This is a genomic window from Allobosea sp. 05T439 (assembly GCF_056396005.1).
In genome coordinates this window covers 69,547-82,724 of sequence record NZ_JBFTKP010000013.1, presented here as the reverse complement: position 1 = coordinate 82,724, position 13,178 = coordinate 69,547, and the positions used below count along the sequence as shown (strand labels likewise).

At 63.0% G+C, this 13,178-nt stretch carries 12 protein-coding genes; 7 read left to right on the top strand and 5 right to left on the bottom strand.

Features of this window, described 5'->3' with window-relative positions; genetic code table 11:
- The first annotated feature begins 280 nt into the window (after positions 1–280).
- The 3 genes from AC1DIO_RS16935 to AC1DIO_RS16925 all read left to right on the top strand — a co-directional run bounded on the left by AC1DIO_RS16935 (position 281) and on the right by AC1DIO_RS16925 (position 3,676).
- Positions 281–1,510 carry a hypothetical protein gene (locus AC1DIO_RS16935; RefSeq protein WP_476853727.1) on the top strand — a complete coding sequence of 410 codons (1,230 nt, stop codon included), beginning with the start codon at positions 281–283 and terminating at the stop codon, positions 1,508–1,510.
- Positions 1,507–2,094 (top strand): protein-S-isoprenylcysteine O-methyltransferase, encoded by a 588-nt coding sequence (locus AC1DIO_RS16930; RefSeq protein ID WP_476776366.1) that lies wholly within the window; start codon positions 1,507–1,509, stop codon positions 2,092–2,094. The genes AC1DIO_RS16935 and AC1DIO_RS16930 overlap by 4 nt, the downstream gene beginning before the upstream one ends.
- Positions 2,095–2,965: 871 nt before the next feature.
- Positions 2,966–3,676 (top strand): hypothetical protein, encoded by a 711-nt coding sequence (locus AC1DIO_RS16925; RefSeq protein ID WP_476853726.1) that lies wholly within the window; start codon positions 2,966–2,968, stop codon positions 3,674–3,676.
- 83 nt (positions 3,677–3,759) lie between these two features.
- Here AC1DIO_RS16925 and AC1DIO_RS16920 read toward each other — a convergent pair whose 3' ends face one another.
- From AC1DIO_RS16920 to AC1DIO_RS16900, 5 genes are all read right to left on the bottom strand, one after another.
- The gene (locus tag AC1DIO_RS16920) at positions 3,760–4,224 is read right to left on the bottom strand and encodes a L,D-transpeptidase (RefSeq protein ID WP_441491071.1); all 465 of its coding nucleotides are present in this window, start codon (positions 4,222–4,224) and stop codon (positions 3,760–3,762) included.
- 472 nt (positions 4,225–4,696) lie between these two features.
- Positions 4,697–5,197, bottom strand: coding sequence for a hypothetical protein (locus tag AC1DIO_RS16915; RefSeq protein WP_441490907.1), 501 nt, complete (start codon positions 5,195–5,197; stop codon positions 4,697–4,699).
- Between the two features lie 211 nt (positions 5,198–5,408).
- Positions 5,409–5,906: a hypothetical protein gene (locus AC1DIO_RS16910; RefSeq protein ID WP_441490908.1), complete on the bottom strand. Its 498-nt coding sequence runs from the start codon at positions 5,904–5,906 to the stop codon at positions 5,409–5,411.
- A 55-nt stretch (positions 5,907–5,961) separates the two neighbouring features.
- Positions 5,962–7,131, bottom strand: a complete 1,170-nt coding sequence (locus tag AC1DIO_RS16905; RefSeq protein ID WP_476853725.1) for a DUF937 domain-containing protein — start codon at positions 7,129–7,131, stop codon at positions 5,962–5,964.
- A 613-nt stretch (positions 7,132–7,744) separates the two neighbouring features.
- Complete coding sequence (locus tag AC1DIO_RS16900; protein ID WP_476853724.1) at positions 7,745–8,644, bottom strand: LysR family transcriptional regulator; 900 nt, start codon at positions 8,642–8,644, stop codon at positions 7,745–7,747.
- Positions 8,645–8,771: 127 nt separating this feature from the next.
- Between AC1DIO_RS16900 and AC1DIO_RS16895 the strand changes: the two genes are divergently transcribed.
- The 4 genes from AC1DIO_RS16895 (at position 8,772) to AC1DIO_RS16880 (ending at position 13,117) form a co-directional block, all read left to right on the top strand.
- A complete protein-coding gene (locus tag AC1DIO_RS16895; protein ID WP_441490911.1) occupies positions 8,772–9,776 on the top strand; it encodes a hydroxyacid dehydrogenase in 1,005 nt (334 codons plus the stop codon).
- A gap of 49 nt (positions 9,777–9,825) precedes the next feature.
- Complete coding sequence (locus AC1DIO_RS16890; RefSeq protein ID WP_441490912.1) at positions 9,826–10,794, top strand: Bug family tripartite tricarboxylate transporter substrate binding protein; 969 nt, start codon at positions 9,826–9,828, stop codon at positions 10,792–10,794.
- 349 nt (positions 10,795–11,143) lie between these two features.
- Positions 11,144–11,599 (top strand): tripartite tricarboxylate transporter TctB family protein, encoded by a 456-nt coding sequence (locus AC1DIO_RS16885; protein WP_441490913.1) that lies wholly within the window; start codon positions 11,144–11,146, stop codon positions 11,597–11,599.
- 3 nt (positions 11,600–11,602) lie between these two features.
- Complete coding sequence (locus AC1DIO_RS16880) at positions 11,603–13,117, top strand: tripartite tricarboxylate transporter permease (protein ID WP_476853723.1); 1,515 nt, start codon at positions 11,603–11,605, stop codon at positions 13,115–13,117.
- Positions 13,118–13,178 lie beyond the last annotated feature (61 nt).

Sequence of the window (13,178 nt, the reverse complement as noted above, 5' to 3'; positions counted from 1 at the left end):
TCTGCCCGATCATGCCCGCCTCATGACGGCACGCCCTCGCCGAGCACTTCATCCGTGGTCACTCATTCCATAGGCCAATACCCCCGGCGGAGAGCCTCTACGTCCTGAGAAATGGGAGCTTCTGCTCGTACGAAGGGGCCGATCGCCTTTCGCGAGCACAAAGTGACGTCGTCTGAGTAGTCCACATGCGCCCTCGGTTGAATCGCTGCTCGCTGGCGCAAGTGCCGGCGATCCACTAACAAACAGCGCAGGCCACGCATTGGGAGCAGGATAGCCGGCGATGGCGGATTCGAATGTTTTCAGGCGTCGCGTGTATCACATCGGCGGCTACGATCATGCGCAGCCCGCGGTCGTGCATGGTCGCTTTGTCAGGGAAACGCGACGTTTTGAGCGTGCGTGGGCGGCCGCCGTGGTTTCGTCGGAGCCTACCAACAGCGATGACGTCTCGACCTGGCAAGTGCTCACGACCGGCCCCAACTGGCGGGTCGAAACCGAGTATTGCGCAATCAGATGGGACGATGTGGTGGAGGCCACGAACAGGCGCCCGATATGGTGGCGCATTCCTCAGGGCCTCCTCGCCTTCGTCGATTTTATCGTGGCCGGAGCGCTCTGGGGCTATCTGCGCGCCAGTTGGCGCTACGCGATGTTCTTCCTCTATCCATTCTTGATTCTGGCGATCATTGTTGCGTTTTCGCTTGCTGGCGGGGTGGCCCTGGCGCGAGCCACCGACTCCAGCGCGATTGGAGCACTGGCAGCAATCGGCGCCTTCCTCCTCTGGTTTCTCGCCGCCGATCGTTGGGTTTATCTGGGGCTTCTCTTTGACGACTGGATCTTTGCCCGCCAGTACATCCGGCGGGGCGATCCGATCCTCGAAGGGCGCCTGCGACGCGTTGCTGCCGATATTGTCGAGGCCAGGGGCAGCGGCTCGGTGGACGAGATTCTCGTCGTCGGACATAGCCTTGGAGCCGTGCTTGCGATCGATCTCATCGACCACGCCATCGAGCTCGGTCTCGAGKAGCAGGACGATCGTCCTCGCCTCACGTTTCTGTCCGTAGGATCGTCGACCCTCAAGATCGGGCTTCATCGCGCCGCCCGTCGTTTCCGCGCCGCGGTCGAGCGCGTGAGCGCCTGCCGCGCCGTGTTCTGGGCCGACTACCAGGCGCGCTCGGACGTGATGAATTTCTACCGGGCCGATCCTCTGCCGCTGATGGGTCTGGCCGCCACGGGCTCACCGATCATTCGCAGCGTCAGCATCAGGCGCATGATTGATCCGGCCCGCTATCCCCGCATTCGCAAGAACTGGTACCGGATGCATTGCCAGTTCGTCAGGGGCAATGATCGGCGCGCGCCGTATGATTATTTCATGTTCGTCTGCGGGCCGCTCTTTGCAGAACAACAGGTCAATGCCAAGGAAGGTGCCATGCAAGCACTCGATGCCGACGGTCGATTTCTCGTTTCCCCCTCCCCGGCCCTGACGGGCGATCACAGCACCGAGGTCGCCAAGCGATGACCCTGAGCATCGCCAAGGCGATCTACGCCCTGCTTGCCGTTGGCTGGTACATCATCCGCATTCCGCATGAGCGACGCGCCCGCCGGACCCCGGTTTCCCGGAGCGCTCGCGGGTTGCGGGAAATCATCCTGCTGAGCATTTCGTTCACGGGCCTTGGACTCTTGCCGTTCATCTATGTCGCGACCGGATTCCCGCGCTTTGCGAACTACCCGTTCCAGCCGGCTCTCGCCTGGCTCGGAGCCTTCGCCACGATCGCGGCGCTCATCCTGTTCCACCTCACGCACCGGGCTCTCGGCCGCAACTGGTCCGTGTCTCTGGATCTCCGCGAGAGCCATCGGCTCGTGACGGAGGGCGTGTACCGCTATGTCCGGCACCCCATGTATTCGGCGTTCTGGCTGTGGGCGATTGCCCAGGCTCTCCTGCTGCCCAACTTTATCGCCGGGCTGTCCGGCCTGGTCGGCTTTGGAACGTTGTACTTCTTCCGCGTCGGCCAGGAAGAGCGCCTGATGCTCGATGCGTTCGGTGCGGAATATGGCGACTACATGGCGCGGACCGGGCGCGTCATGCCAAGGTTCCACGCCTGAGGGCAAGGTCACAGTCTCGCGACCTGCGCGCGCAGAGGGCTCCGTCGCTCTGGCTCCCAAGAGGGTGAAGCGGCGGAGAACGCCGGATCTGCCCAGGCATTTTGCCGAGTACTCCGCAAGGGAACCACCTTTGCGATCGGCCCGGTCAACCGAGTGATGAAGGTCAGGTGACATACCGATGCGCTCGTCGCGCGTTGGTGGCGATATTATCGCTACCAGTACGCTGTGCGGCGAAGGATCCATGTCTATTCTGGCGGCGGGCTAAGAGTTCTCTAGCTTCGACTTTGCATGACTCGACTTCGCCTGGACGAAGAATGAACTCCAGCGGTTAAGGGCGTTGCTCGGGAACAATGAGCGAAGCATCGAGGACGCTAGAGCACCTTCGGACGGTTCAGCCCCCGGAAACCACGAACGTCTTCGCTCCAGCAAAACCCGGCCTTAGCCGATTGAAAGTGCTGAGGATATTTGGAATACTCGACGTTGTGCCGCACTGCCGCGATCCGGGGCAAGGAAGTGGGTTTGGTGTTGCGCATCCGCACTAGTAGCCGAACTTGTTTCAGTCATAGTTGCAATGTTCTCAACGAGGGCGAATCAATGAAAAAGCTTATGATCTTGGCTGTATCCGTTGCGTTGGTGGGCGTTGGTGGCTGCACCACTTATGGTATTGGCAAGGGCAAGGGGAAGGCTCCCCCTCCAGTTGCTTCTMCGATCGTTACGAAGGGCTGACGCTCGATATTCTGAAAACGGCCGGAACAATCCGGCCGTTTTCTTCATTTGATTAGAAACTCTTCCGGGAGTTTGATGACACGGCTACTGCTGTTGTCGTGCCTATCGCCGAGGCTGTTCTTCTTCCGGAAACCGGAGCTCTGCGATGCGGAACAAATCAAACAATCTGGCGCGCGCCAGCATTCTCTTTGCTTGTGCTGCTGCCATTTCTTTGCCTCTCTGGCTGGCTCCTGCCAGTGCCCAGGAGGATCGCTACCTGCCTCCTCCCGAGGCCAGCGATGAGGCTATCGCGCCCGACCCACGGGCGACCGGCTCGGTCGGCAGGACGACATCCCGGCACTCCCGACGGCAGGCTGACCAGCGAAGCGGTCAGTACTTCGTCGAGTTTCGGTCGCGCTATGCACTGAGCTACGGCCATACCTTTMTCGTCTATGGCCGGCTGAACGCACGGGGCGAAGTCGGCCAGGTTCKKGCAGATCAGGTTGCCGGCCTGCATCCGGCCGGCGAAGGCCCGCAGCTCTGGTCTGTCGGGCACGTCCTTCCCGTTCCAGCGGAGACAGGCCCCAGCGACGGCGACCTGGAGGATGAATACATCTCGGCGCGGTACCGGGTTCTGTTGACCGAAGCCCAGTATCAACGGGTAGCGGCCTATATCAGGCAGAAGCAGCGGAAGCCGACGGCTTGGCATGCCGTGCTCTATAACTGCAACAGATGGGTTGGCGAAGTTGCGCAGTACATGGGCCTGAAGGCCCCTGACAATACAATGCTCTACCCGGCTGAGTACATCGCCAGCCTGCGCGCGGTCAACGCCGGGCGCGCCAGAGACGACGCAATGCCGGCATCCCTTCAGCAGTAAGCCGCGAGGTCATCCCGCTGTTCATTCGCATATGCGCGACGAGCAGCGGGTGGCAACGCCGAAAAGCGCTGCGCGCGTGCCTGTCAGCGCAGGACGATAACCGGCGTACCGACGGCGACGCGGTCGAACAGATCGACGATGTCGTCATTGAACATGCGAAAGCAGCCATAGGACGCGAAGGTGCCTATGGAATCCGGCCTGTTAGTGCCGTGAATCGCGTACTGACCTCCGCCGGACAATGTGAGCGCGCGCGCTCCCATCGGATTTCGTGGGGAGCCTCCCGGGATGACGTCCGGCAGACTTGGGTTGTCCCGCTTGATCTCATCGGGAGGCGACCAGGCAGGCGCAACATGCTTACCCTCGACCTCGACCGCTCCGAGCCATTGCTTGGATGACTTCCCGACCGCTACCTTGTAGCGAATGGCGGTTCCGTCTCCCTGCACCAGGTAAAGCCGCCGTTCCTTTGTCTTGATGACGATGGCGCCTGGCGTCCCATCTCCCTTATATGTAACGGTTTCGCGAGCACTGACTGGGATTGCGACCATCATGGCCGCGAGTACGATGCATGTCCGGAGCACTGCCAAGCTTCCTGCACTCAGATCGTCTGCGTCGCGACGACTTCAACGATCGGTTCATACCAAGGTCTGGTTGATTATTAGTGCATGATTTGGGTTTACTCCAGAGGAAGTGTAACGCGCAGTTTTACGCACGCTCCCGGGAACCAATGAGGTCGGAGTGACGGGCTCTCACCCATGCGCGGCATGATGACAGTTAAGAGTGTCATGCCGGGGTGGACACGGTCGCATTCTACATTGTTTTCGATGCCAGGGCAGCGCCCCCGGCGGCGGAGCCAGGACGACGCCTTCCGCACCGTCGCAGCTTTGTGACTGCCCGCCAGCCAGTCACCGCACGCGGCGGCTCGGATACGGGGCCTCAGTGGTCTGCGCGGGGCACGAACTGCGCAGTAGGATATTCAGCGCGCCGGGACCGACTGCGAACAACGCCACGAGTGACTGCGGATCAGTTTGCCGGGTCGCGAGCCGCCATCGTTTGAACGCCCGCTGGCGGCACGGACGTGTGGGCGCCGGTAGCCGCGCCAACCCGCTGCTGCGTCGCTTTCGACACGAGCCGGGATCGGTTGAGGGCCGTGAAATCGCTGGCGCGATGGCTCTGGCTGGCGCGGCCCTCGAAGACCAGCACGTCCGCATGGGTCACGACGATATCGCCGCGCCGCAAGGTCGGGTCATCCAGATACCAGTATGGATCAACGGCCGGATCGAGTTTGACCACCGGCGCGGTCGGCTTGGACGCCACGAGTTTGCGCGGCTGCTGCCGCCGCTTGGGGTGGACGGTCACGCTCAGCGGCGCGGGTGGAACGAAATAGACTTGCGGGGGCGGCCGGGGTTGCCCGAACAGTGCGCGCGCCAGGTCATCCAGGAGACCGGCGGATTGGGCGGGCTGGGCCACAAGAAAGCTGGTCATGCCAATGATGAGCAGCCTACAGCTTCGCGCAAGTTTCATAGGCCCATCCTCGCGAACTGATCGCCTGGGCACGGTGCACCCCAAGCCTGCGACGACGGTTTCGACTCATTGCGCCGCGGGCCGGATTGCACCCAGGCCAACTCTCCCGCCCTTCGAAAGGGCTCATGGGCTGCGCCGCCGTGCAGCGCTCCCTGGCAACTCAGTCAATCTCCTATCTCATTCACGCATGCGCTTGTGTGATGCGTCTCACTCAAGCGGCGCTCAGCGCCTTTGCCACATCGGTCAGGGTGGCCTTCTCCGCCGCGCTGACCTGGGTTCCCCCAAACCCGATGAAGCCGCCTTCGCTCGAGGCCTCCGCCACCGTCTCTGCCACATGCGAGAGCCATGTCTTGAATGCAGGAGCTTCGGTCGGGGCCTTGGCGTCGACGATTTGCGCTACGCGCGTCAGCATTGCCAGAATGCTCTGCTTCGCATCTGCCGGGGTCTTTCCTGCCAGTTCGGCGCGAAGCGACTCGCGTGCCTCGCCGCGCCCTTCCGAGCTCTCCATGTCGGCAACAATGGCTTTCGCAAGCTCGCCCGCGTCCGCGTCGCTCCTGGCGCTCAGAAGCGCACGCCCGCTGGCCAGGCTCTCCTTGAACACGCCCCACAGCCCGTTAGGCTCGGCAAGCGTGACCGCCATGCCGGCCAATAGCGGGCTGCCCAGGATCAATTTCCATTCATCTGCTCCAAAGTTCGCCTTGATCGCCATCACGGCCTCCTGCGCTCGGCGCGCTATCGAAACATCACGAACGGCCTGCCTCGCGCTAGGCCCGCGCCAGCGCGTCGAGATTCGCCCGCACACCATCGATCGTCGGCTTGGCGATCTCGGCCACGCCGGGGATCGCCAGCACCTTGGTGAACAGGTCCTCCAGCGACGGCCTGACGGCGCCGATCAAGGCCGTCAGCGCGGAGCGGCTGCTGGCAGGCAGCTGACTGGCCACGCCGTTGACCTTGTCGAACTGGGCTGCCGCGCCCTGCAACCGTGGCAGCGCCGCCTTTGCTGAGGCCGCGTCCGTAACGCCCTTGAGCGCGCTTGCGAGCCCATCAATCGCCGTTTGAATCTCGGTCCCGACGTTTACGCCGCCGGCAGTCACGTTCTGCAGGGACTGCAGCGCTTGCGTTGCCACGGCGCCTGCCTGTCCAATAGCGGTTTGAGCCGGCAGCACCGGCTGAGTTGCCACAGGCCTGGGCTGTTCAACGACGACGGGCGCATGACGCCCGAAGAACCACCAGCCTACCGCAAGCACCGCAAGGATCGGCAAGGCCCATGTCAGCCACCCCGGCATTCCGCCGGTTCTCGCCTGTGCCGCCGCACGATCGGCCATGGCGCCGGTCGTGGACGCTGTCGACCTTGCAGTGTCCGCGACAGTGCTMGCGCCACTGCCGACAGCGCCGAGAAGGCCAGCTTTGCCAAGCATGTCAGCAAAGCCCGCGGGCAAGGCAGCCGAGATGTTCGCCTTCTGTGACGTCAACATCTGGGCGAGGCCTGACGCATCCAATCCCGCCGCCGACTTCTGTTGCCCCAGTGCTCCCATCACGGCCGGCGTCAAAAGGCCAAGCAACGAGGAGCTTGCCCCGCCGCCGAGGMCCGCGAATTTCGAGATCGCGCCAGCAAGTCCGGACATCGCCGAACCTCCGAGGAGCGAGGAGAGCATATTCGTACCGCTGTCGGCGACTGTCTTCTGGTCAGAGCCGCCGATCATGCTGGCGAGACTGTCAAGCATTCCCGGATTCTGCTGCGAAACCGTGTCGAACAATTTGCGTGATCCCTCCGGCGTGGATGCGACACCCGTAAGCGTCGCCAGCAAGCCGGGGACAGCGGCGTTGGTCGCCTTGCCAACCGAAGACTGGTCCACGCCCAATGATGCAGCCAGCTTGGACATCAGATCAGGCGACAGGAACTGCATGATGATTGATACGAGATTGATGCTCATGGCGGGTTACTCCGCTGAAGTAGACGCATGAACACGCCAATACGAGAAATTTCTGCAGGTTATATCGTCGTATAAGATTGAATTATTTCAATTTACTGTCGGAAATTTGGCCTCAAGCGAAGTATGGATACGGAATTGAGACCGATAAACGATCGTCACTACCGAGAAAAGGCACTGCGCCTGATCCCGGACGAGCAGCTCGGCAGGGATGTTATTACAGAATGAGGGTGCTCTTTTCTCTGATGAGAACTTACGGCACAAGTATCGCTCAAGCGTCATTCCAATCGGCAACAGGCACGCGGAATGGCAACTGCGCAGCAGTATCAGCGCTCGGCGAGATTACACCCTTGCAGGCTTGGCCGCAATTAAGAAGACCTGACTGCTCGCTGATCGGTTCGCAGCGGACCAGCGGCCAGCAGTGGGGCGAGTTCCCCCAGCGTTCATGAACGCATAACCTCGGGTGTCACTCCGGTCGTCGCGGAATGCGCCTCCACTTGAGTCAGTCACTGTGAGATGCGGCCACGTCCAACGGGCTAGACCCCTCGCAGCGGAGGCTCCCTTCGGCACCCGGATGAGACCGATCGGAATGAGTGCCGCACGAATGGCGTTCCCCTCACGCGCCGCCGAGAGGGCCCAGGTCGCGCGCGATCAGGCTATAGAGCGCCTGTGCCGCCGGGGTCAGCGTTTCCCCGTGCCGCCGGATCACGGAGACTGGCCGGTCGATGACGGGGTCCACCAGCGGGATCTGGGCGAGGTCCGGGCGCAGGTTCTCGACGATCGAGGCGACCAGGATCGCCACGCCCAGACCTTCGGACGCCAGCCCGATCGCGCTCGAGAAGTACTCGACGACGAACTTGGTCCTGACCTCGATGCCTGAGCGGGCGAGCTGGGCTTCCATGAGCAGCCTGTTGCCGCTGCTGCCGCCGAGCGTGATCAGGTCGAAATCCGCAAGTTCTGCCCAGGCTATGGCCGCTTTTCCGGCGAGCGGGTGGTCGGTGCGGCAATAGGCGACGAAGGGATCGCGAACCAGGACCTCGTTATGGAGGTCCGGCTGGTTCGGCGGCTGCACATGCAGGCCAAACTCCGCCTGGCGTCGGCGCACTGCTTCGATGACCAGGATGCTGGTCCGGTCGAGGATCTCGACGCGATTATGCGGATGCTGCACGGCATAGGTCCGCAGAATGCGCGGCAGGCGCCCATACATCAGCGACGGTACCGAGGCGATCGCGATGTCGCCTGTAGAAAAGCGCGAGATCGTCTTCAGCCGGTCGAAGGATCGGCCGACCTCGTCGACCATGCGCTTGGCCTCCGGCAGGAACTCCCGGCCGATGCTCGTCAGCGCCACCGTGCGGGTCGTGCGGTCCAGCAGCTTGAGGCCGACATGACTCTCGAGCCTTTGGATGCGGCGCGTCAGCCCGGTCTGGGTGACATGCAGCTTTTCGGCCGCCTTGTTGAAGCTGCCGAGCTCGGCGACCTGGATGAACGCCTCGACCCCGTCGATCGGATGTTTCATGCGGAAAGATCATCGATATATGTCATTATTTCAGCATACGAGTGGCTGCCCATCGGTCAATAGTGTTGGGGAAGGCGCGGCACCTGGCATCACCCGGGGACAGAAAGCGCCACGAGGAAACGCACCGATGATCGATACCCGTGTCGCCACGCGTGGCAGACGCGTGCTTGTCACGCATGACCGGTTGGCCGAAGGCGCCATCCAGCTTCTCAACGCCCATGACGTCGATGTCTTCTTCTCGCCCGCCTATGCCGCGCCGGATCTCGTGGCCCAGCGGGTTGCCGAGCTGCAGGTCGATGCGCTGATCGTCCGGCAGGGCCGCGTCGATGACACGATCATCGCCGCCTCGCCCAGGCTCAGGGTCATCGCGAAGCACGGTGTCGGCGTCGACAACATCGATCTTCACGCGGCGGCATCGCGGAATATCCCTGTCATTCGCGCCATGGGCTCGAACTCGCGCGCCGTTGCCGAACACACGATCGCGCTGTCGCTGGCGTTGTTGAAGGACATTCCTCGCCTCGATCGGGCCGTGAAGGGTGGCGAGTGGCCGAAGCCCAGTTTCCTGGGGCGGGACATCGCCAGCACCGTGATGGGCCTTGTCGGCTTCGGCGCGATCGGCCAGGAGGTCGCGCGGATCGCCACYGGGCTTGGCATGCCCGTGATCATGCACGACCCCCATGCCCAACGCGAGATCGCGCAGTTTGGAAACGGGGGCAATCGTGATCTGGAAAGCCTGCTCGCGGAAGCCGATATCGTCAGCTTGCATTGCCCGCTGACCAACGCGACGCGAAATCTCCTCAATGCGGAGCGCTTCGGCCTGATGAAGCCGACATCCTTCGTCGTCAACACGGCGCGCGGTGGCCTGATCAGTGAGCCGGCTCTCTTTGAGGCGCTGCGCGAGGGCAGGATCGCCGGCGCCGGCCTCGACAGTTTCGCGCTCGAGCCGCCAGCCAAGGACAACCCGCTCTGGACTTTGCCCAACCTGATCGTGACCCCGCATATCGCCGGCGTGACACAGGGTTCGGCCAAGGCCATGGCAGAAATCGCGGCCCAGCACGTCATTTCCGTGCTGGACGGCAACGCAGCCGATGCACGCAGCCTGGCAAGGCTCGCGGAACTCGCTGCGGAATGAACCTGGCGCACGAAGCCGGGCAAACAGAAACAACCGGGAGGAGACGAACATGAGGATTGCCTACAAAGCCCTCGCGGGACTGGCGCTATCGGCGCTGACGTCGGTGGCGCATGCGCAGCAATATCCGGACAAGGCCATCCGGATGATCGTGCCATTTCCTCCCGGCGGCGGGACCGATGTCGTGGCCAGGGTCGTGGCGGCCAAGCTCAGCGAAACGACCGGCTGGACGGTGGTGCCCGAGAACAAGCCCGGCAGCGGCGGCAGCGTCGGCCTGGGCCTGGCCGGCAAGGCCAAGCCCGACGGCTATACGATCGTGCTGGCGCAGAACGCCAACATGGTCATCAACCCAATCCTCGGAAAGGCGAACTACGACCCGATCGCGGATTTCACCCCGATCGCGCTCACCGCGTCGGCGCCGCAGGTGATGGTCGTCGCCAAGGATTCGCCGATCAAGTCGGTCAGGGATCTCCTGAACACAGCAAAGGACAAGCCCAACGCCATTAAGTTCGCGACGCCCGGCGTCGGAACCAGCTCGCATCTTGCCGGCGAGTTGCTGCAGCAGCGGACTGCGGTGAAGTTCCTGCACGTGCCCTACAAGGGCACAGGGCAGGCCGTTCCCGATCTCCTCGGCGGGCGCGTCGACGTCTATGTCGCCTCGGTGCCCTCGGCGATGTCTCATATCAAGGAGGGCACGATGCGCCCGCTCGCGATCTTCGCGAAGGCCCGCAGCTCCGACCTGCCGGAGGTTCCGACCTTCGAGGAGCTTGGCGTCAAGGATTCTGAGGCCGTGACATGGTGGGGCGTGGCCGCCCCCGCCGGCACGCCTCACGCGATCGTCGCGCGCCTGAACACCGAGATCAACAAGATCCTGCAGATGCCGGACACGAAGGAGAAGCTCAGGGCGGCTGGCGCCGAGGCGATCGGCGGCACCGCACAGGAGTTCTCCGCCCTGATCAAATCGGACGTGCCGAAATGGACCGCGGTCATCAAAACCGCCGACGTCAAGGCTGACGACTAGGGCCGGGTTGGCGGCGGCCATTGCCTTGCGCTCGGGATTGCCGGCGCCGCCTGCACTCTCGGGCGCCTGCCCGAAAGGCGGCTCACTGCGGCATCGATCAGCGCCTGTTCCGGTGTTCAGGGCTGGCAGGTCGCAATCGGCGCGGTGAAGCAGCCATTGCGAGGTCCTGAAGGTCGGGCCTGAACTGCCGTGACACTCTGCAGCCAGACCAAGATCCTCGGATTGGCTCGCCCGGCAATATAGGGCCGGGACCATCCGGGAATGAGGCCTTTGGCTGCCGGGTTTGCGCCAAGGCGTGGCCCCGAAAGCCCGCTCGTTGCGACCCCGATGCCGGAGCATGGAGATCCTGATGAAATCGGATGTGATGAGAAACAAGGATGTCCTGTCCGGGCTGCTGTTCATGGGCCTGGGTTCGATCGCGCTCCATATCTCGCTCGATTACCGCTTCGGCAGCACGGTGCGGATGGGGCCGGGCTATTTCCCAAAAATCCTGAGCGGCCTGCTGATCGCGTTCGGCGTCGCCATCCTGATCAAGGGATTGAGGCAGGGCGGAAACCTGGCCGGTCCATGGTCCTGGGCTCCGCTTTTCCTGCTGACCCTGGCCATGGTGCTGTTCGGCTTCACGATCGAGCGCCTTGGGTTCCTGCCCGCGCTGGCGCTCATGTTCCTGGTCGCGGCCTATGCCGGCAACGAGTTCAGGCTGCGCGAAGTCTTCGTGCTGACCGCCGTGATGAGCTCTTTCGCCGTGATCGTCTTCATCTGGGGCCTGAAGCTGCCCTATCCGCTCTTCGCCTGGAATTTCTGAGCCATGGAGATGCTCGAACATTTCGCGCTCGGGTTCGGCGTCGCCATGACGGTCCAGAACCTGACCTATTGCCTTCTGGGCGTCGCGCTCGGAACGCTGATCGGCGTGCTGCCCGGGGTCGGGCCGCTGGTCACGATCTCGATGCTGCTGCCGATAACCTTCGGGCTCCCCCCGGTCTCGGCGCTGATCATGCTGTCGGGCATCTATTATGGCGCCCAGTATGGCGGCTCCACCACCGCCATCCTCGTCAACCTGCCGGGTGAAACCTCGTCGGCCGTGACATGTCTCGACGGCTACCAGATGGCTCGGAACGGCCGGGCCGGGGCAGCTCTCGCCACGGCTGCGATTTCGTCCTTCGTTGCCGGCTGCATCGGCACGCTGCTGATCGTGCTGCTCGGTACGCCGCTCGCGGGATGGGCGCTGCAGTTCGGCGCGCCTGAGTATTTCTCGCTGATGGTGATGGGGCTCGTTTCGGCATCGGTGCTGTCGCATGGCGACATGCTCAAGGCGCTTGCCATGGTTGTCGTGGGCCTGCTCCTCGGCCTTATCGGCACTGACGTGAACTCGGGCATGGAACGATACACGTTCGGCCTGCCCGAACTTGCCGACGGCATCGGCTTCACGGTTCTGGCGGTCGGCATATTCGCCTTGTCGGAAGTCGTGATGAATCTGGAGCAAAAAGAAGAGCGCGGCATCTTCAAGGCGAATATCGCCGGACTTATGCCAAGCCTGTCCGATCTGAAGGCGATCACCCTGCCGACCCTGCGCGGAACCGCGATCGGTTCGTTCTTCGGCATCCTGCCGGGTACCGGTCCTTCAATCTCGTCCTTCTCGGCCTATATGCTCGAGAAGAAGCTGGCACGGGATCCCTCGCGCTTCGGTCAGGGTGCGATCGAGGGCGTCGCGGCTCCCGAGGCTGCGAACAATGCCGCCGCCCAGACGGCCTTCATACCGACGCTCACGCTGGGAATTCCCGGAAGCGCCACGATGGCGCTGATCCTCGGCGCGCTCGTGATGAACGGCGTCCAGCCGGGACCGACGGTCATGACCCGCAACCCGGAGCTGTTCTGGGGCGTCATCGCCAGCATGTTCATCGGAAACGTCATGCTGGTGGCGCTCAACCTGCCGCTGGTTGGAATCTGGGTGCGGCTGCTGAGCGTGCCTTATCGCTGGCTCTTCCCGTYGATCATCATGTTCTGCGCGGTCGGCAATTACAGCATCAACGGCAGCGCGATCGACGTCTATCTCTGTGCCGGCATCGGCGTGCTCGGCTACGTTCTGGCCAAGCTCGACTGCCCGCCTGCGCCCCTGGTGCTCGGCTTCGTGCTCGGCCCCCTGATGGAAGAGAGCATCCGTCGCGCTCTGCTCCTGTCGCAAGGCGATTTCACGGTCTTCCTCACCAGCCCGATCAGCCTCGGCTTCCTCATCGTGACGATGCTGCTTCTCGGCAGCATGGTCCTGCCCGCGATCCGCCGGGGCAAGGAGCGCGTCGACCGCGAAGAGGCCGGCGCGACATAGAGCATGCTGCGAAAAGTGGCAACGGCTCTTCGCACCAAGCATGCTCTAAACTATTAGATTC

What these genes read in the sequence shown, in the direction of transcription:
- AC1DIO_RS16885 (WP_441490913.1), top strand. Translation starts at nt 11,144, where the DNA reads ATGAAATCGGATGTGATGAGAAACAAGGATGTCCTGTCCGGGCTGCTG.
- AC1DIO_RS16900 (WP_476853724.1), bottom strand. Translation starts at nt 8,644, where the DNA reads ATGAAACATCCGATCGACGGGGTCGAGGCGTTCATCCAGGTCGCCGAG.
- AC1DIO_RS16915 (WP_441490907.1), bottom strand. Translation starts at nt 5,197, where the DNA reads ATGAAACTTGCGCGAAGCTGTAGGCTGCTCATCATTGGCATGACCAGC.
- AC1DIO_RS16930 (WP_476776366.1), top strand. Translation starts at nt 1,507, where the DNA reads ATGACCCTGAGCATCGCCAAGGCGATCTACGCCCTGCTTGCCGTTGGC.
- AC1DIO_RS16920 (WP_441491071.1), bottom strand. Translation starts at nt 4,224, where the DNA reads ATGATGGTCGCAATCCCAGTCAGTGCTCGCGAAACCGTTACATATAAG.
- AC1DIO_RS16890 (WP_441490912.1), top strand. Translation starts at nt 9,826, where the DNA reads ATGAGGATTGCCTACAAAGCCCTCGCGGGACTGGCGCTATCGGCGCTG.
- AC1DIO_RS16910 (WP_441490908.1), bottom strand. Translation starts at nt 5,906, where the DNA reads ATGGCGATCAAGGCGAACTTTGGAGCAGATGAATGGAAATTGATCCTG.